The organism is Bradyrhizobium sp. 62 (assembly GCF_023073035.1).
Lineage (GTDB): Bacteria > Pseudomonadota > Alphaproteobacteria > Rhizobiales > Xanthobacteraceae > Bradyrhizobium.
The window spans coordinates 97,382-116,291 of record NZ_JADPIT010000014.1; the positions used below are offsets into that span (position 1 = coordinate 97,382).

General features: G+C 66.1%; 16 protein-coding genes and 1 riboswitch. Of the genes, 9 read left to right on the forward strand and 7 right to left on the reverse strand.

Translation table 11 applies throughout. From position 1 onward, the window contains the following. Positions 1 to 26: 26 nt before the first annotated feature. The 3 genes from IVB47_RS08990 to IVB47_RS09000 form a co-directional block, all read right to left on the reverse strand. Positions 27 to 1,826: a heme biosynthesis HemY N-terminal domain-containing protein gene (locus IVB47_RS08990; RefSeq protein WP_247461108.1), complete on the reverse strand. Its 1,800-nt coding sequence runs from the start codon at positions 1,824 to 1,826 to the stop codon at positions 27 to 29. 36 nt (positions 1,827 to 1,862) lie between these two features. Further along, positions 1,863 to 3,134 carry a hypothetical protein gene (locus IVB47_RS08995; RefSeq protein ID WP_247461110.1) on the reverse strand — a complete coding sequence of 424 codons (1,272 nt, stop codon included), beginning with the start codon at positions 3,132 to 3,134 and terminating at the stop codon, positions 1,863 to 1,865. Positions 3,135 to 3,203: 69 nt separating this feature from the next. Continuing rightward, complete coding sequence (locus IVB47_RS09000) at positions 3,204 to 3,950, reverse strand: uroporphyrinogen-III synthase (protein ID WP_247461112.1); 747 nt, start codon at positions 3,948 to 3,950, stop codon at positions 3,204 to 3,206. Between the two features lie 164 nt (positions 3,951 to 4,114). Between IVB47_RS09000 and tsaD the strand changes: the two genes are divergently transcribed. Genes tsaD through IVB47_RS09015 form a run of 3 tightly spaced genes read left to right on the forward strand, consistent with a single transcriptional unit; the run spans position 4,115 to position 6,587 of the window. Further along, positions 4,115 to 5,188, forward strand: coding sequence for a tRNA (adenosine(37)-N6)-threonylcarbamoyltransferase complex transferase subunit TsaD (tsaD, locus tag IVB47_RS09005; protein WP_247461114.1), 1,074 nt, complete (start codon positions 4,115 to 4,117; stop codon positions 5,186 to 5,188). 2 nt (positions 5,189 to 5,190) lie between these two features. Then, positions 5,191 to 6,171 (forward strand): NAD(P)H-dependent glycerol-3-phosphate dehydrogenase, encoded by a 981-nt coding sequence (locus IVB47_RS09010; RefSeq protein WP_247461115.1) that lies wholly within the window; start codon positions 5,191 to 5,193, stop codon positions 6,169 to 6,171. A gap of 2 nt (positions 6,172 to 6,173) precedes the next feature. Beyond that, complete coding sequence (locus tag IVB47_RS09015) at positions 6,174 to 6,587, forward strand: EVE domain-containing protein (RefSeq protein ID WP_247461117.1); 414 nt, start codon at positions 6,174 to 6,176, stop codon at positions 6,585 to 6,587. A gap of 81 nt (positions 6,588 to 6,668) precedes the next feature. Here the strand turns inward: IVB47_RS09015 and IVB47_RS09020 are convergent, their stop codons facing one another. After that, positions 6,669 to 7,763: an adenylate/guanylate cyclase domain-containing protein gene (locus IVB47_RS09020; protein WP_247461362.1), complete on the reverse strand. Its 1,095-nt coding sequence runs from the start codon at positions 7,761 to 7,763 to the stop codon at positions 6,669 to 6,671. A 100-nt stretch (positions 7,764 to 7,863) separates the two neighbouring features. Here IVB47_RS09020 and IVB47_RS09025 point away from each other — a divergent pair, with 100 nt between their 5' ends. Beyond that, entirely contained in the window at positions 7,864 to 8,319 is a 456-nt protein-coding gene (locus IVB47_RS09025; RefSeq protein ID WP_247461119.1) for an SRPBCC family protein, read from the forward strand. Positions 8,320 to 8,329: 10 nt separating this feature from the next. Here the strand turns inward: IVB47_RS09025 and IVB47_RS09030 are convergent, their stop codons facing one another. Next, positions 8,330 to 9,499: a DNA topoisomerase IB gene (locus tag IVB47_RS09030; RefSeq protein WP_247461121.1), complete on the reverse strand. Its 1,170-nt coding sequence runs from the start codon at positions 9,497 to 9,499 to the stop codon at positions 8,330 to 8,332. 398 nt (positions 9,500 to 9,897) lie between these two features. Here IVB47_RS09030 and acs point away from each other — a divergent pair, with 398 nt between their 5' ends. Both acs and IVB47_RS09040 read left to right on the forward strand, forming a co-directional pair. Further along, positions 9,898 to 11,844 (forward strand): acetate--CoA ligase, encoded by a 1,947-nt coding sequence (gene acs / locus IVB47_RS09035; RefSeq protein ID WP_247461123.1) that lies wholly within the window; start codon positions 9,898 to 9,900, stop codon positions 11,842 to 11,844. A gap of 465 nt (positions 11,845 to 12,309) precedes the next feature. After that, positions 12,310 to 12,825: a L,D-transpeptidase gene (locus IVB47_RS09040; RefSeq protein WP_027566299.1), complete on the forward strand. Its 516-nt coding sequence runs from the start codon at positions 12,310 to 12,312 to the stop codon at positions 12,823 to 12,825. Positions 12,826 to 12,880: 55 nt separating this feature from the next. On the opposite strand, the gene IVB47_RS09045 is transcribed toward IVB47_RS09040, so the two are convergent. Together IVB47_RS09045 and IVB47_RS09050 are read right to left on the reverse strand one after the other, a co-directional pair. Then, a complete protein-coding gene (locus IVB47_RS09045; RefSeq protein ID WP_247461125.1) occupies positions 12,881 to 13,471 on the reverse strand; it encodes a thermonuclease family protein in 591 nt (196 codons plus the stop codon). Between the two features lie 57 nt (positions 13,472 to 13,528). After that, positions 13,529 to 13,738 carry a DUF1674 domain-containing protein gene (locus IVB47_RS09050; protein WP_027566297.1) on the reverse strand — a complete coding sequence of 70 codons (210 nt, stop codon included), beginning with the start codon at positions 13,736 to 13,738 and terminating at the stop codon, positions 13,529 to 13,531. A gap of 187 nt (positions 13,739 to 13,925) precedes the next feature. Between IVB47_RS09050 and IVB47_RS09055 the strand changes: the two genes are divergently transcribed. From IVB47_RS09055 to purH, 3 genes are all read left to right on the forward strand, one after another. Further along, positions 13,926 to 15,272, forward strand: coding sequence for an RsmB/NOP family class I SAM-dependent RNA methyltransferase (locus IVB47_RS09055; RefSeq protein WP_247461127.1), 1,347 nt, complete (start codon positions 13,926 to 13,928; stop codon positions 15,270 to 15,272). A 156-nt stretch (positions 15,273 to 15,428) separates the two neighbouring features. Continuing rightward, positions 15,429 to 17,147, forward strand: a complete 1,719-nt coding sequence (locus IVB47_RS09060; protein ID WP_247461364.1) for a heparinase II/III family protein — start codon at positions 15,429 to 15,431, stop codon at positions 17,145 to 17,147. A gap of 59 nt (positions 17,148 to 17,206) precedes the next feature. Beyond that, a riboswitch (ZMP/ZTP riboswitch) is annotated at positions 17,207 to 17,288 on the forward strand. 25 nt (positions 17,289 to 17,313) lie between these two features. Beyond that, on the forward strand, positions 17,314 to 18,906 hold the full coding sequence (gene purH / locus IVB47_RS09065; protein ID WP_027566294.1) for a bifunctional phosphoribosylaminoimidazolecarboxamide formyltransferase/IMP cyclohydrolase: 1,593 nt from the start codon (positions 17,314 to 17,316) through the stop codon (positions 18,904 to 18,906). Positions 18,907 to 18,910 lie beyond the last annotated feature (4 nt).

The window sequence follows — 18,910 nt, forward strand, 5'->3', positions numbered from 1 at the left end:
AGGTGGCGCCGGCTCCCAAATGCCGCTCACCCGCCCCAGCGAGACCAGAATCCGCGCCAGCCGCCGGCCTGGGCCTTCGCGTGGTCCCTGGGCGTGCCGATTTGTTCCGTAAATTCATCGCTCGGACCCTCGTCGTCAATCCCTGGATCATCAGGGGCGCGGACGATCGGGATAACGGCGGGAATAGGTGCTGGTGTGGGCTTGCCGAGGTCGGCGCGGGTCCGGAACACCGGCGTTGCCGCCGCCGGCGATGATTCGACGATCTCGGGGGCCTGTTGGACCGGCTCGGCGGGCGCGACGACCGGCTCTTCCTTGGCTGTTTCCTTGACAGTTTCCCCGGCGATTTCCTTTGAGATTTCCTTATCCTCAAGGGGCGGCGAATTGTCCTGCGGGGCAGGCACCGGATCCGGCGCCGTGACAACCGGTTCCGCCGGGCCTTCGCTCGGGGCCGCCGTCACCCGCTTCGGCGGCGGAGCCGCCAGCATGGCTTCCTCGAAGGCTGAGGATTCGATCATCGCGCCCCTGTCGGAAGGAAGACTAGCGACCGGCGTCTGCCACTGGAACGCGTCAAGCCGGCCGGTGACCGGGGACACCGGACGCCAGCGGTCGCTGACATAACCGTCCGCGGTCCAGGCCGGATCATGGCGGGCGCGCACCGCGCGCAAAGTCCAAGCGCGGGCCCGGCCGCCGTCACCATGCTCGGTGCGCTCGATCTCGGCCATCAGCAGCGCCACGCGCTGGGTCGGATCGTTGACGTAAGGCGCCAGCACCGCGCGCGCACGGGCGAACTCGGACGCATCGATCGCGGCGCGCGCGATCGCCAGCTGGCCTTCGACATAACCGGCCTTGTCGGCAGGAATCTTGGCCGCAAGCGTCTCGACCCGCTGCAGACGCTGCCGCGCGGAATCGCCGAGCTTCACATGCGCATAGGCATCCGCGAGATCAGGATGCGGATTGGCGAGCCAGGCGGTTTCCACCAGCTTCATGGCGCGGCGCACCTGATGCGCCTCGCTCTCGAATTTTGCGGCGAGCACTGCGGCCGGGACCAGGGTAGGCGCGAGCTTGACCGCCTGCATCACGCTCTCGCGCGCGACGTCGCGGTCCATCGTTTCCAATTCCAGCGCGCGTGCGGCGAGCAGCACGCCGCGCTGGCGGCGATAGGCCTGCTTGTCGATCAGACCCGCGGACAGATTCGAATCGAGGATCGCGAGCGCGCCGCTCCAGTCGCCGCGCGCGCAGCGGAAGCCGAGCACCGCATGCGAGGCCCAGGTCGAGGACGGCGACAGCTTGATCGCTTCCTCGGCGATCATCACCGCGCCGACCGCGTCGTCGGCGCGCTGCGCCTCGATGAACAGGCCGCGCAGGCCGAGCAGGCGCGTGTCCTCGCGCTCGGCCATGGCGCGGAAGACGCGCTGGGCCTCGTCGCGATTGCCCTCGAGCTGCGCCGATTGCGCATGCAAGAGAAGCGCGAGCGGATCGTTTGCAGCCAGCCGCCGCGCGGTATCGGCGTGACGACGGGCAAGCGCGGTGTCGCCATGGCCGATCGCAAGCAGGCCGTGGGTGATGGCGTGGCGACCGCGCGCATGACGCTTTTCGTGACGACGGCGGCGCAGACGCCCCGGAGCGCGCCAGGCCATCGTCAGCAGGCTCCAGACCAGCACGACTGCCGCGGCAAAGAGGCCCAGCAAGAACACGAATCTGGGAAGCGTCGTCGTGGCGCGGAAGGCGCCTGCGGTCAGGACGAGATCGCCGGGCTGGTCGGCAACCCAGGCCGCGCCGGCCGCCGCCAGCGCGATCAGGACGAGGAAGAGGACGATGCGAAGCATGACGATCCCTATACGCGCTGATTGTTGCGCGAACCTTTATTGACCAGGCTTGACGAGATCCGCCATGGCGGCGTCGGCGAATTTGCGTGAGGCGGCGAGCGCGGCGTCACGGGCATCGGCCTTGTCGAGCCAGGCTTGCGCCGGTGCACGATCGGCCTCCGGCAGCGTCTTCAACTCGCGCCGTGCCTCGACGAAATCGTTGCGCAACGCAGCCGCCGTCACCCGCGCGACGATGGCGCCGCGATCATTGCCGACCCCATCGGTACGCTCGATGCGGACGAGTTTCGACGCCCCTGCCTGAAGGCGCTCGACGATGCCGGTGCCGCTGGCCGGAGCTTCCGCCGGCGGCGACAATTTCGGCACGATGTTGAGGAGCTCGCGACTGAGCGCGACCGGCGTCGGAATGCCTGACGAAGCAAAGGTGTCGAGCGGCTTCAGCATATCCGGCTTTGCTGCCAGCGACCGCGCGGCGGCGAGCTGCGATTCGTAGGCGTCGCCGTGGCGAACGGCGACGTCGAGCAGGGCCGCCGCCACCACGTGGCGCAGCGGCTTGTCGTCCATCGTCTTCGCTTCGGCGATCTTCTCGCTTTGCTGCGCGAGTTCCGCACGTTCGGTCTTGCTGGCACGCTCGAGCTGCGCGAGGCGGTCGTTGAGAGCGGCAAGATCGGGCGCGGCAGCGCGCGGCGCCGATGTCGCGTCGTTCAGGGCGCTCGCAGTCTTGTCGGATTGTGCGCGCAGATTGGCGATGTCGCTGCGCAGGATCGTTGCCGATTTCTCCAGCGCATCGATCCGCGCCACCATGGCCGGATCGGCGGCAGGCTTGCCCGCCTTGGCTTCGACCGCGGCCACGCGCCCGCTCAGCGCCTCGACGGTTGCGCCCGTCACTTGTGGAGCAGCCGGCGGCGCCTGCACCGCAGGCCAGCCCAGCATCCAGCCGACCGCGATCACAATGGCGGCTGCCACGGCGCCGGAGAACGGAGCGATAACCCAGGGTGAAATTGACGGCGATGCCGACGCGGACGCAACGGAAGATTCTTCCTGGGCAAGCTCGGGCTTCGGCTCGGCATGAGCTTCTTCGGACTTTGCCTCTTGAGACATTTCCTCCTGAGACTTTTCCTCCTGAGACTTGCCCGCTTCAGATTTGGCTTGCTCATGCGCGGCCTGTTCGGTCGCTGCCTCAGGCTCGCCCGCCACCTCCTGCGGCTGGGTCGAGACCTCGGTTGCCTGGAGGTCGATGGTGGGCGGGATGCGCTTGGCGCGGCCGGACTCGGGAGCCAATCCTGCGTCTTCAGGCTTGTCGTCGGCCATCGTGACGGTTCCTCACACTTACATGCCCTGAACGAACGGATCCGATTGCGTCGGATTCGGCCCGACCTCTTACGCCAAACGGGTGCGCAAAGCACGCTCCAAGGTGTCAAATAGGGCATTTTCGTCCGGCGTCGCCGCCACCAGAACCTGCGAGGCACCCGCCTCGCGCAGCACGCCCGCGACCGTCTCGGACAGGCAGCATTGCGGGATCGCCAGAGCCGAGATTTCGACACCTTCGGAGCGCGCGGCCTCCAGAAAAGCCCGCGCGCTGCGCCGGGAGTAATGCAGCACCGCCTCGATCCCATGGGCGGCAAAGCCCTCACAGACATCGCGCGGCAACAGCTTGACCGGCGCCATGCGATAGGTCGTCTGCGTGACGACGTTGAAGCCTTCGGCGCCCAGCTCACCGCCGAGGTCGCGCGACAGGTCCGCGCCCGCGAGATAGAGCAACGTGCTCTTTTTCTTCAGCCGCTTGTCGCGCGCGCTCTGCATCACCTTGTCGCGCAAGGCCGCGGCATCGCCGCCGGCGACGACCACCTCGGCAAAGCCGGCATCGCGTGCGGCGGCGGCCGTGTGCTCACCGACCGCGAACAGCGGCAGCTCCAGGAGACCAAGGTCCCGCAATTGCGGCGCGACGCCACGGATCGCATTGGCCGACGTGACAATGACGGCGCTGTAGCTTGTCTCACTCTCGTCATGGAAGGCGACCAGCTCGAACTTGAGCACCGGGGCGAGCAGCGCCACATGCCCCCGTGCACGAAGATTTTCCGACGTCGCCTCATTGTCGGGATGCGGCCGTGTGACAAGAATGGACATCGCTTGTGTTCCCGAACCACGTGGCGGTGGCGCTTTCACGAGGGACGGCCGCGCGTGACGATTGCGTTGGCCGACCCCGGAATGCTACCGGACGTACCAGAACTCTGCTTTGCGGATGAGCGCAAGGGGCGTGAGAAGGGCGCAAATTGGATAACAATTCGCCAATGCTGGTACTGGGCATCGAAACCACCTGCGACGAGACCGCCGCGGCGGTAATTGAGCGTGCGCCTGACGGCAGCGGCAAGATCCTGTCCAATATCGTGTGGTCGCAGGTCGAGGAGCATGCCCGTTTCGGCGGCGTGGTACCGGAGATCGCTGCCCGCGCCCATGTCGACCTGCTCGACGGCATCATCGACCGCGCCATGACTGAGGCCGGCATCGACTTCGCCCAGCTCGACGGTGTCGCGGCCGCCGCAGGCCCGGGACTGATCGGCGGCGTCATCGTCGGGCTCACCACCGCGAAGGCGATCGCGATGGTGCACGACACGCCGCTGATCGCGGTGAACCACCTGGAAGCGCATGCGCTGACACCGCGCCTGACCGACGCACTCGAATTTCCCTATTGCCTTTTTCTCGCCTCTGGCGGCCATACCCAGATCGTTGCCGTCACCGGCGTCGGCCACTATGTGCGGCTCGGCACCACCGTCGACGATGCGATCGGCGAGGCCTTCGACAAGGTCGCGAAAATGCTGGGCCTGCCCTATCCGGGCGGGCCGCAGGTCGAGCGTGCGGCAGTCAGCGGCGATCCGGCGCGATTTGCGTTTCCGCGGCCGCTGCAGGGACGCCCCGACGCCAACTTCTCGTTATCGGGATTGAAGACGGCGGTGCGCAACGAAGCGAGCCGGTTGGCCGAGATCACACCGCAGGACGTCAGCGATCTCTGCGCGAGCTTCCAGGCCGCCGTGCTCGACTCCACGGCCGACCGGTTGAGCGTCGGTCTGAAACTCTTCCGCGAGCAGTTCGGTGCACCACGTGCGCTGGTGGCGGCCGGCGGCGTTGCCGCCAATCAGGCGATCCGCAGCGCCTTGCATGAGGTTGCGAGCAAAGCCGGTACACAATTGATCATGCCGCCGCCGGCGCTCTGCACCGACAACGGCGCGATGATCGCCTGGGCCGGCGCCGAACGTCTCGCGCTCGGCATGATCGACACGATGGAAGCACAGCCTCGCGCGCGCTGGCTGCTCGATGCGAACGCGACGGCACCGGCCGGATACGGCAAGACACGCGCGGGATTCTAGCAATGACAGCGTTCCGATCTGTCGCGGTGATCGGCGCGGGCGCCTGGGGCACGGCCCTGGCGATGGTGGCGGCGCGGGCCGGACGGAACGTGACGCTGTGGGCGCGCAATCCCGAGCACGCGACGCGGATCGCATCGAGCCGCGACAATCCGCGGCTGCCCGGCGTGCGGCTTGCTCCGGAGATCATCGTCACGAGCGACCTGGCGCTCGCCGCGCGCGCGGATATGCTGCTGATCGCAGTGCCCGCGCAGCATCTGCGCGGTGCTGTCAACATGCTCGCCTCGCATCTGGCTAGACCGGTGCCGATCATTGCCTGCGCCAAGGGCATCGAGCACGGCACCCATAAATTCATGACCGACGTGATCGCCGAGGCCGCGCCTCACGCGCAGCCGGCGATCCTGTCGGGCCCGAGCTTTGCCGACGATGTCGCGCGTGGCCTGCCGACCGCGGTCACGCTGGCGGCGAGGGAAGAAACGCTGGCCAACCATCTGGTGCAGGCGCTGGGCTCGCCGACGTTCCGGCCCTATCACTCCACCGATGTCCGCGGCGTCGAGATCGGCGGCGCCGCCAAGAACGTGCTCGCGATCGCGGTCGGTATCGCGGTCGGGCGCAAGCTCGGCGCTTCCGCACAGGCCGCACTCACCACCCGCGCCTTTGCCGAGCTGACACGCCTCGGCCGCGCGCTCGGCGCACGCAGCGAAACACTCACGGGCTTGTCTGGCCTCGGCGATCTGATCCTGACCTGCTCGAGCCCACAATCGCGCAATTTCGCGCTCGGCCTGGCGCTTGGCCGCAGCGAGCAGCCGCCCGCCGGCAAGCTTGCCGAAGGCGAATTCACCGCGCCGGTACTGATCGAGCTCGCGGCTTCGCAAAACATCGAAATGCCGGTATCGGAAGCCGTCGCATCGATTCTGACCGGCAGAAGCACGATCGACGCCGCGATCTCGGGGCTCATGACGCGACCTTTCAAGGCAGAGGAATGAACATGGCGTACTGGCTGGTGAAATCCGAGCCATCGGTGTGGTCCTGGGACCAGCAGGTGGCGAAAGGCGCCAAGGGCGAAGCCTGGACCGGCGTGCGCAATTACACCGCGCGCCAGAATCTCGTCGCCATGAAGAAGGGCGATAAGGCGTTCTTCTATCATTCCAACGAGGGCAAGGAAATCGTCGGCATCGCGGAAGTTATCAAGGAAGCCTATCCAGATCCGACCGACAAGACCGCAAAATTCGTCTGCGTCGACATCAAGGCCGACAAGCCGTTGAAGCTTCCGGTGACGATGGCGGCGATCAAGGCCGAGAAGAAGCTCGCCGACATGGCGCTGGTGAAATATTCGCGCCTGTCGGTGCAACCGGTGACGGCCGAGGAATGGAAGCTCGTCTGCAAGATGGGCGGGATGTAGGCTTAGGCGCTGTAGCCCGGATGGGCGAAGCGATATCCGGGACTACTGCTGCGATCCCGCATGTCGCTACGCTCATGCGGGCTACGATATCGGAGCTTGTTTCTCCGGCAGCGCAAACACCTCGCAAGGCGCGGCGATGCCGCGCAGCGAATGCGATCCGAGCGCAACAAGAGGCATGTCGGTCTCCGCGGCGAGCGCGCCCGACACCAGCACGGTTCTGCCGAGCGGCTTGCACAATCCTTCGAGCCGGCTGGCGAGATTGACGGCGGGACCGATCGCCGTGAAATCGAGCCGGTTGGCGGCGCCGATATTACCCCACAGCATCTCGCCGAGATGCAGCGCCGCGCCGAACGCGAGCGGCGGGAGATTTTGGGCACGGCGCTCCGCGTTGAGATACGTCATTCCGGCTTCGGCTGCGCTCGCGGCGCGCAGAGCCGCATCGCACGCTTGGCGCGCTGACGCCCCGACCACCGGAAAGATCGCGAGCACACCGTCGCCGATGAATTTCAGCACCTCGCCGCCGAAGGCATGAACCGCGCCGGCGATGCGATCGAACCAGGCATCGAGCGCCGCGATGACGCCGGCAGGTGGCGTGGTTTCCGACAGGAGCGTGAAGTTGCGCAGATCGGCATAGAGCAGCGCGGCCTGAATGGTCTCGCCGAGATCGCGCCGCAGGGGTGCCGCCAGCACCCGCTCCGCGCTGCGCTTGCCAAGATAGGCATCCAGCGTCGCGCGCAAGGTTGCACGCGCGGCAAGCACCGCAAGAGGTGTCGCGGCAAAGCGCGCGGCCTGGCGCAATTGCTCGGTCTCGTCCGCGGTGAACGGACGCGGCCCAATCCAACCGAGCAACGGCCCGTCGGGCCGTCCGACCAAATCTTCGTGCACCTCACCGCCCGCGATGTCACGCAGCCAGCGGCGGCGGGCATCGTTGGGCGGGTCGGGCGCGGGGCCGCCTGGTGCGAAGCCGAGCGCCTCGATCACCCGGCCGTTCTCCGCGCGCCACAACCATGTCCGCTTCGCGATCAGCGGATGCGGCACCTCGAGTGTCAGGCTGCCTGCCGCAAGCGGCACGCCGTCGGCGACCAGATGTGCGCCGAGATCCGCGAGCAGGCGGTCGGCCCCGGTGCTATCGGCGGCGGCATCGACAAGCCAGGTTAGCGTCGGCGAGAGGTGCATGGCCCGATCATGACGAACGCAGGCGGTCTTTGTCACGGGCAATCCTTGACGGGCCGCTCGAGCGCCGCCATGTCCCAGTGCAGCCCAGGGATGATCGCCGATGACCGAACCGTTCATAGTGCGACGCGAGACCCAGATCGCCGCCCCACGCGCCACCGTTTTCGCTTACCTGACCGACCCCGAGAAGATTTTGAGCTGGATGGGTTCCGACGCGACCACGGAGCCACATCCGGGCGGGCTGTATCTGCTCAAAGGCATCGGCCCCCGCGGCGGCGTTGCCCGCGGCGCGTTCCGCGAAGTCGTGCCGGTGCATCGTCTCGCCTACACGTTTGGATGGGAGGGCGGCCAGGAAGTGCCGCCCGGCTCGAGCCTGATCGAGATCGACCTGATCGAACACGACGGCGGCACATTGCTGCGCATGACCCATAGCGGGCTGCCGACCGAGGAACAGGCTGCCGCACACGCGATGGGATGGGCGCATTATCTGGGACGGCTCACGACCGCAGCCGCGGGAAGCAATCCCGGTCCCGACAACGGCGTTTCCACCAAGGCGTAACGACGCCAGGTCAGACCGCCGCGGTCGCCACCACCTGCTGCAAAAGTTGCTCGCGCCTGGCCTGCGAGCGCTGGCCCTTCATGGTCGCGGCGAAGCGTTCGAGGATGCCGTCCTCGAACGCGGTGACGATGGTATCGTGAACATAACTCTTGCGGCAGATCGCCGGCGTGTTGGAGAGCTGATCGGCAGCGCCGCGGATCGCCTCCAGCACCTGCTTCTTGCGGCCGCGCTGGCTGGTCGCCGGCGTGATCCGCGACAGCGATTCGACGACGACGGCAGAGGCCATCAGCGTGCGGAAATCCTTCAGCGAGATCTTGATGCCGGCGATCTCGCGCAGAAACGCGTTCACCTGCGTGGTGCTGACCGCGCGCACGATGCCGTAGGCATCGCGATACTGGAACATGCGCTTGCCGGGAACGTCCTGCAAAATCTCGATGGCACGCACGAGCTTGGCCGCGTCGCATTCTTTGCGCACAGCCTTGCCGCCCTTCGCCTTGAAGGTCAGCACGAAGCTGTCGTCTTCCAGCGAAACGTTGGACTTCAGCAGCGTGGTGGCTCCGCGGGTGCCGTTGAGACGGGCATAGGATTCGTTGCCGGGGCGGATGGCGGTGCGCGCAATCAGTTCGATGACGGCGGAGAGCGCGAACTCGCGGGTCGGCTCGTCGCCCGACAGGAACGCCGAGACCTTGCGCCGGATCTTGGGCAGCGCGCCGACGAGCTTCTCCAGGCGATGCGCCTTGCGTTGCTCGCGGACCTTCTCCCAATCGGCGTGATAGCGATATTGCAGCCGGCCCGCGGCATCGCGTCCCACCGCCTGGAGATGCGTGCTCGGATCGGCCGAGTAGCGCACCTCGCGATACGCCGGCGGCACTGCCATCGAATGCAGCCGCCGAATGGTGCGGGCATCGCGGATGTGGACGCCGTTGGGCCGCACGAAGGAATAGCCCTTGCCGCGCCTGATGCGACGAATGGTCAGTTCGTTCTGGTCGCCGAGCCGCAGGCCCAGTTCCTTGGCGAGGGCCTCGACCGTCGCCGCAGGCGCCGTGTCGAACGCTTTTTTCGGGCTGGGACGGCCGGAACCGGCCGGTTTCGGCCATTGTCCGAGGGCTTTGGCCAGCGCAATGGCTGCAGGATCGGCTGAAGCGGGCCGCAACGTCCCGAGATTCTGCTGATCCATCATAGTCTTATGCCTTAGCCCTGTCTGTTATCGGTCAATGCCGCTGTTCTGATTTTTGTTCCAAGGGGTCTCGTTGGGCCCGGGTTGGCCATTTAGGGTGTTCCGAACCGCATTGCGAGTCCCGAATCAGTGAGGGCGGTTTCTAAATACCGCTGCCGGGAGCGTGGCGCTCTGCGCCGGCCCATTCCGAGGAGCTCGGTAAAGATCCGAAAGCCCCCGTCGCCCTGTTTCAAAACTGCGACAGTCGCACGAAGCGGCTTGATCCTCCGCATGGCCGGCTGCTCGCCGAAGGTCCAGCTTGTGCACCTTGTCGGGCCCGGTTAGCCCGACGCATAATCGGTTCAACGATCAAGTCGGCTCGCCCGTGGTCTGTGCTCGGCTTGCCGTATGTGGAGGGAAACATGTCCGAGAAGATCTACGACGTCCCCGCGGAATGGGCGAAGCGCGCCTGGATCGACCAGGCCAAGTACAAGGACATGTACGCCCGCTCGATCTCGGACCCGAACGGTTTCTGGGCGGAGCAGGCCAAGCGCATCGACTGGATGCACGCTCCGACCAAAATCGAGAACGTCTCCTTCGCGCCCGGCAACATCTCGATCAAATGGTTCGAGGACGGCATCCTCAACGTCGCCCATAATTGCATCGACCGGCATCTCCACAGCCGCGCCAACCAGACCGCGATCATCTGGGAAGGCGACGATCCCTCACAATCCCGGCACATCACTTACAAGGAGCTGCACGACGAGGTCTGCCGGATGGCCAACATCCTGCGCACCCGGAACGTCAAGAAGGGCGACCGTGTCACCATCTACCTGCCGATGATTCCGGAGGCGGCCTACGCAATGCTGGCCTGCGCGCGGATCGGCGCGATTCACTCCGTGGTGTTCGCCGGCTTCTCGCCCGACAGTCTCGCCCAGCGCATCAACGACTGCCAGTCCAAGGTGATCATCACCGCGGATGAGGGCCTGCGCGGCGGCAAGAAGGTGCCGCTGAAGGCCAATGTCGATGCGGCGCTCGCCAAGGCAGACGGCGTCGACTGGGTCGTCGTGGTCAAGCGCACCGGCGGCGCGGTCGAAATGAATCCCTCGCGCGACCTCTGGTACCACGACGCCGCCAAAATGGTGACGACGGAATGCCCGGTCGAGCACATGCACGCCGAGGATCCGCTGTTCATCCTCTACACCTCGGGCTCGACAGGCCAGCCCAAGGGCGTGCTGCACACCTCCGCCGGCTATCTCGTGTTCGCCGCGATGACGCATCAATACGTCTTCGACTATCACGACGGCGACATCTACTGGTGCACCGCCGACGTCGGCTGGGTCACCGGCCACAGCTACATTCTCTACGGACCGCTAGCCAACGGCGCGACCACACTGATGTTCGAAGGCGTGCCGAATTACCCGGATAATTCGCGGTTCTGGAACGTCATCGACAAGCACAAGGTCAACATCTTCTACACCGCGCCGACCGCGATCCGCGCGCTGATGCAGAGCGGCGACGCACCCGTGAAGAAGACCTCGCGCGCCAGCCTCCGCCTGCTCGGCTCGGTCGGCGAGCCGATCAATCCGGAAGCCTGGGAGTGGTATCACCGCGTCGTGGGCGACGACCGCTGCCCGATCGTCGACACCTGGTGGCAGACCGAGACCGGCGGCATTTTGATCACGCCGCTACCCGGCGCCACCAAGCTCAAGCCGGGCTCGGCGACGCAGCCGTTCTTCGGCGTGGTGCCTGAGATCGTCGACGCCGACGGCAACGTGCTGGACGGCGAGACATCAGGCAATCTGTGTCTGACGCGGTCATGGCCGGGCCAGATGCGCACGGTCTATGGCGACCAAGCCCGCTTCGAGCAGACTTACTTCTCGACCTACAAGGGCAAGTATTTCACGGGCGACGGCTGCCGGCGCGATGCCGACGGTTATTACTGGATCACCGGCCGCGTCGACGACGTCATCAACGTCTCGGGCCATCGCATGGGCACCGCCGAAGTCGAGAGTGCGCTGGTCGCACACGAGAAGGTCTCGGAAGCGGCCGTGGTCGGTTACCCGCACGACATCAAGGGCCAGGGCATCTACGCCTATGTGACCCTGATGGCCGGCATCGAGCCAACCGAGGATTTGCGCAAGGAGCTCGTCACTTGGGTGCGCAAGGAGATCGGCCCAATCGCTGCGCCCGACCAGATCCAATTCTCGCCCGGCCTGCCCAAGACCCGCTCCGGCAAGATCATGCGCCGCATCCTGCGGAAGATCGCCGAGGACGAGCCGGGCAGCCTGGGCGACACCTCGACCCTGGCCGATCCCGGCGTGGTCGACGACCTCGTCAAGAACCGGCAGAACAAGAAGTCGGCGTAAGGCAGTCTCGTGCCCCCGGACGCAGCGCAGCGCTCTTTAGCGGTGCGCTGCTGAGCCGCGGCCCAAGCAACAGCAGACTCTGTGGCGTCCTGGATCCTGGCTCTGCGTCGCACCTCTTCGCGCTGCGCCGCGTCCGGGACACGAGACCGCATCGCCGCGTTAGCGTCTCCGGCATCAACCGCCGTTCACATCCTCACGCACTTGTCAGGCCGCGACCCGGCGCCCGGGCATCTTTCCGGCTGAGTGTTGTTTTCAGGTCATTTACTTTGTTTCGAACATTTCCTTTGTTCCCCCTGCTGGCCGGCCCTTGGCGGCCGTGCGTGGAAACCATCCGGTTAACAGGCGCGGTTAAGAATGTCCCCTGACAAGGACCTGTAACAAGGACTTGCAACAAGGACTTGGCGGGCCGGCGATTGCCGGTTTTGCGTAATTTTGGACGGTCCGTTCGGGGCAAGGGGAAAATCGATGTCGATGAGGATTGCTGTGGCGCTGGCCGCCACCGTCGGGGCTGGGGTCTTGATGTCGACGGCGGCGCAGGCACGGCCGGAAATGGTGGGGACGCACCTGGCTGACTATTCGCCGGGCACCATCGTGGTCAAAACCAACGAGCGTCGGCTCTATCTCGTCCTCGATAACGGCCACGCCGTGCGCTACCCGGTCGGCGTCGGCAAGTCCGGCAAGCAGTGGGCCGGCACCACCCGCATCGACGGCAAGTACCGCAATCCGGCCTGGGCGCCGCCTGCCGAAGTGAAGCGCGACAAGCCGAGCATCCCGGACGTCATCCCGGGCGGCTCGCCGCGCAATCCGATGGGCGTCGCGGCGATGACGCTGTCCGGCGGTGAATATGCCATCCACGGAACCAACGTGCCGGGCTCGATCGGCGGCTTCGTCTCCTATGGCTGCATCCGCATGCTCAACGACGACATCACCGATCTCTACAGCCGCGTCTCGGTCGGCACGACGGTGGTCGTGACGCGCTGATCGCCGGCATCAGGGCGAGACAACAAGAGCCGCGTCTTTCGACGCGGCTTTTTTGTTACCAGAAGCGCCAGCTCCGCGCGCACCAGCCGTCACGATGGCCGCCATTGTAGCTCCGCGCATAGCCGCCGGCGAGCAACGCCGCCGAGACATTGGCCGTGCGTTTGGTCGCGACGTCAGCAAGAACGCGTCCGTATTTGTCAGGTCCGAGATTGGTGATCGTCACGCCACCTTGGCCGAGCAGGTCGCGGAGCGCGGCGGCGGCGGCTTCAGCCTTGTCGAGTTCTTCCTGGCAGGAGGCTTTCATCTCAGGTGCATCGATGCCGCGCAGGCGAACGCGCACGACGAGATCGCGGCCGTTATGCTGACGAACGCGTGCGAGAAAGGTGTCGCCGTCGATGGTGCGAACGACATCGACCGGCTCGCGACGATCGGGATGGCCGTCTTGCTGGAGTACAATCTCGGCGTCTCGTGATTGACCGTCGGTCGCGTAAGGGAACGGCCAGTTCATCCCGTGCCGGAACGTGAACACCACGGCCACCACGATTCCGACCACGAACATCCACGGCAACAGCCCTGAGAACCGGCGACCAAATGGCGAGCCGCTGTATGAAGGCCGATAGGGACGGCTTGGATCGAAACGCGACATTCGCGCACGCTAGGGCTGAGTCGGGCAATCCGGCAAGCGAGCCTCGAAAGGCAAGCTTCAGAAATCCGAAGCGATGCCCTTGCGCTCCCAATCGCCATAGCGGGTCGGCTCGGGTCCTTTTGGCCCCTGCAACTCCTTAGGCGCCGCCTGGGCGTCGTTTTTGGCTCGGACTGCCGCAGCCTGCCGGCGCGCTTCGGCCTCGGCCAGCGCGCGCTGGGCGGCCGGCGTGAGCTGCTTGCGGTCGGGAACGGAAGGCTGGTCACTCATCGTCGGCTTTCTAGCGCGGGGCGGCCCGCGACGCGACGCCCAATAACGCATTCCTGAAATGGCTCCGAAAGGGCTGAAAAACCCGGAAGCGATTCTTACATTTGGCATATTCGCGTGCCAGAGATCACCTCCTCAAGGCATGCGCCCATTACGGCGAACTGCCGCTCGCTCAGAACCTTGTTTCCGCATGCCTTCTCAACGTTTCGCTCCTCCATCCGAAGTGCCCGGTCTCGCGGCGCGGCGGATTGCCGCCGACATCGTCGACGGCGTGCTGCAAAAGCACCGCACGCTTGACGAGCAGCTCGACGGCAGCGGCGCCCATCCCGGACTGAAGACGCTCCCCGACCGCGACCGCGCGCTGATGCGCCGCCTGGTCGCCACCGTGCTGCGCCGGCTCGGCACGCTCGGCCATGTGCTGTCCCGCCTGCTCGACAAGGGCATTCCCTCCGACGCGCCGCGCGCGCAGAGCGCGCTGTTGATCGGCGCCGCCCAGATCCTCTGGATGGACGTGCCCGATCACGCGGCCGTCGATCTCTCCGTTCGCCTCGTGCAATCCGACCGGCGCGCCGCGCGCTATGCCGGCCTCGTCAACGCCGTGCTGCGCCGTTGCGCCCGCGAGGGCAAAGCGCTGGTGGACGAGGTTGCCGCACAATCGCTGGACCTGCCGCCCTGGATGGTCGCGCGCTGGCGCGCGCACTACGGCGAAACAGTCGCAAGAGACATGGCGCTCGCGCTCAGCCACGATCCTTCGCTGGATCTGACTGTGAAGTCGGACGCCGCGCAATGGGCGAGCCGCCTCCATGGCGAAGTCCTGCCGACCGGATCGGTTCGTACGGTGCTGCACGGCGCAGTGACCATGCTTCCCGGCTTCGCCGAAGGACAATGGTGGGTGCAGGACGCCGCCGCTGCGCTGCCGGCCCGGCTGTTCGGCGACATCAAGGGCAAATCCATCGCCGATCTCTGCGCCGCTCCCGGCGGCAAGACCGCGCAACTGGCGCAAGCCGGCGCCCATGTCACCGCCATCGACCGCTCGCCGGCCCGGGTGGCGCGCCTGCGCGAGAATCTGACGCGGTTGTCGCTCCAGGCCGAGACCGTCGTCGCCGACGCCGCGGAATGGTCCGGCCCTGCCGATGGCTTCGACGGCATCCTCATTGATGCGCCTTGCACATCGACCGGGACGATCCGCCGCCATCCCGACGTATCCTGGCTTCGGCAGGAATCCGACATCGCCGCAATGACCGCGCTTCAGCGGCGGCTGCTGCAAAAATCGGTCTCGCTGCTCAAGCCCGGCGGAACGCTGGTCTACTGTACCTGCTCGCTGGAACCCGAAGAGGGCGAGCATGCGGTCGCCGCGCTGCTGGCCGCAGAGCCTGGGCTTCGCCGGGTTCCGATCGATGCGTCCGAGGTGTCGGGACTTAGCGAGATCGTCACCGCCGAGGGCGATCTGCGCACTCTGCCCAGCCATCTGCCAAACGCTGATCCCAAGCTCGGCGGGCTCGACGGATTTTTCGCGGCCCGGCTCGTTAAATCCTGATTTTGCACTGGATTTTGCAACCACGGCGCTGATTCGCGTCGTTCAAGGTGGTGTCGGCCGTCCGATTTTGGGATTAATAAGGATTCGTCGGAATCCTCTCCCCCATCAAGGCAAGGCGTGTCGGTCGCTCAACGCAGACGTATCTCGACGCTGGTGATGAACCGCTTCGCGCGGAACATGCTCGCGCGCGCGAGCGGCGGTTCCGTCGCCCTGTCGCGGGTCTGGCCCGGCCGCGCCGACCGGTTGATCATCGCGCCGCATGATCTGCGCACCGCGGACGCGACCCGCGCCGCCGAAATCTATGCCGGCCGCTTCGTCTTCGCCGGCAAGATCGTCAACTGCCACGGCCGTTCGATCTTCGATCTCGAGCCGCCGTCGGAGGATTGGGAGGTTGCGCTGCTCGGCTTCGGCTGGCTGCGCCATTTGCGCGCCGCCGACACCGCGCTGACGCGCGCGAATGCGCGCTCGCTGATCGAGGACTGGATCGGCAACCCGGCCAGCAAGCGCCGTCCCGTCGCGCGACGCGCCGACGTGCTGGCGCGACGCGTGATCTCCCTGCTGTCGCAGGCGCCGCTGGTGCTCAACGATACCGACAACAAATTCTACCGCCGCTATCTGCGCGCGCTGGCGCGCGAGATCCGCTTGCTGCGCTACACCATGGTCAACATTCCCGACGGAGTGCCGAAGCTCCAGGTGCTGATCGCGCTGTGCTATGCGGCGCTGTGCCTCGCCAACCAGGCAAGTCACATCCGCAGCACCTCGAAAAAGCTCTCGGATGAATTGCAGCGGCAGATCCTGCCCGACGGCGGGCATATCTCGCGCAACCCGGGCGCGCTGATCGAGCTGTTGATCGACCTGTTGCCGCTGCGGCAGACCTTTGCCGCGCGCAACATCGCGCCGCCGCCCGCGCTGCTCAATGCGATCGATCGCATGATGCCGATGCTCCGCTTCTTCCGCCACGGCGACGGCAATTTCGCGCTGTTCAACGGCATGAGCGCGACGCCCTCGGACCTGCTCGCGACGCTGCTTGCCTATGACGACACCCACGGCGCGCCGATGTCGAACATGCCGCATACCGGTTTCCAGCGCCTTGATGCCGGCCAGACCACTTTGATCATCGACACCGGCCCGCCGCCGGCGGCCGGCGTCAGTCACGACGCCCATGCCGGCTGCCTGTCGTTCGAACTATCCTCCGGCATCAGCCGCATCGTCACCAATTGCGGCATGCCGACCACGGGCCGCGACAATTGGCGGCCGTTCGCACGCGGCACGGCGGCGCATTCGACGCTGACCTATCACGACACCTCGTCATGCCAGTTCGTGGAGATGTCGGCGATGAAGCGGCTGTTGCACGGTGCTCCGGTCACCAGCGGCCCCGTCGAGGTCGAGAGCTATCGCGAAATCGTGCAGAACGGCACGCTGCTGACGACGTCGCATGACGGCTACCTCACAAAATTCGGCGCGATCCACCGCCGCGTGCTGATGATCGCCAATCACGGCGCACGCATCGACGGCGAGGACACGCTGTCGCCGCCGCAAGGCGGACGCTTCAAGGGTCCGGATGCCGATTTCGCGCTGCGATTCCATCTGCACCCGGCGGTGAAGGCGAGCCGGCTGTCCGACGCCCGCGGCGTCATGCTGGTGCTGCCGAACCGCGACGTCTGGACCTTCGAGGCGCTCGACGACAAGGTCGAGCTGGAGGACAGCGTATCCCTGGCCGGCAATGACGGCCCGCGCCGCACCGCGCAGATCGTGATCCGTCAGGATGCGCGGCAGGCGCCCTCGATCCGCTGGAGTTTTGTCCGCTCCACCGCCTCGCCGGCGATCACGAATGCCCGCAGAAATGCGCGGCGGGAGCCGGAACTTCCGCTGTAGACGCATGTGATTCGGCCCGATCTGAACGTTGTGAAAGCGACCGAAAACTGCTATCGAGCCCTCGCTCGCGCGACTGGCGACCTTGGATGGAGCACCATCGGGAAGCGCGAGACTGAGAAGCCGCGCGCCTGGGCATAGACACTCCTTCAGACAGAGGATCTTGCTCATGACTGACCATCCCCGCCGCGTCACCCGCGCCCTTCTCTCCGTTTCCGACAAGACTGGCCTGATCGAATTCGCGAAGGCGCTTGCCGCGCACGATGTCGAGCTGGTCTCGACCGGCGGCACCGCGAAGGCGATCGCCGCGGCCGGCCTCAAGGTGAAGGACGTCTCCGAACTGACCGGCTTCCCGGAAATGATGGATGGCCGGGTCAAGACGCTGCATCCGAAGGTGCATGGCGGCCTGCTCGCGATCCGCGACAACAAGGACCATGCGGACGCGATGACGGCGCATGGCATCGCGCCGATCGATCTCCTCGTCGTCAATCTCTATCCGTTCGAGGCGACCGTCGACAAAGGCGCGGGCTTCGAGGATTGCATCGAGAACATCGATATCGGCGGCCCCGCGATGATCCGCGCCGCCGCGAAGAATCATGACGACGTCGCCGTCGTGGTCGAGGCGCAGGACTATCAGGCCGTGCTCGACGAGCTCGCCGCCAACAAAGGTGCGACCACGCTGAAGTTGCGGCGGCGCCTTGCCGCCAAGGCTTACGCGCGCACTGCCGCCTATGACGCCGCGATCTCGAACTGGTTCAACCGCCAGCTCGAAATCGACGCGCCCGATTTCCGCGCCTTCGGCGGCCGGCTGATCCAGTCGCTGCGTTATGGCGAGAATCCGCACCAGACCGCGGCGTTCTATGCGACCCCCGACAAGCGGCCGGGCGTCTCGACCGCGCGGCAGCTCCAGGGCAAGGAGCTCTCCTACAACAACATCAACGACACCGATGCCGCCTATGAATGCATCGGCGAGTTCGACGCCAAGCGCACTGCGGCCTGCGTCATCGTCAAGCATGCCAATCCCTGCGGCGTCGCGGAGGGCTCCGACCTGGTCAGTGCCTATCGCAAGGCGCTGGCCTGCGATTCCACCTCGGCCTTCGGCGGCATCATCGCGATGAACCGCGCGCTCGATGCCGACACCGCGCGCGAGATCACGAAAATCTTCACCGAGGTGATCATCGCACCTGACGCAAGCGAGGAGGCGATCGCCATCATCGGTGCGCGCAAGAACCTGCGCCTGCTGCTCGCCGGCAGCCTGCCCGACCCGCGCGCGCCGGGCCTCACCGCCAAGACGGTGGCGGGCGGTCTCCTCGTGCAGAGCCGCGACAACGCCGTGGTCGACGACATGACCTTCAAGGTTGTCACGGAGCGCGCGCCCACTGATGCCGAGATGCGCGACCTGAAGTTTGCTTTCCGTGTCGCAAAACACGTCAAGTCCAACACCATCATCTACGCCAAGGATCTCGCCACCGTCGGCATCGGCGCCGGCCAGATGAGCCGGGTCGATTCAGCGCGGATCGCGGCACGCAAGGCTCAGGATGCGGCCGCCGAGCTGAAGCTCGCCGAACCGCTCACCAAGGGCTCGGTGGTGGCGTCGGATGCGTTCTTCCCGTTCGCCGACGGCATGCTCGCCTGCATCGAGGCCGGCGCCACCGCCGTGGTGCAGCCCGGCGGCTCCATGCGCGACGACGAGGTCATAAAGGCCGCCGACGAGCACGGCATTGCCATGGTGTTCACGGGCACGCGGCACTTCAGGCACTGATGGA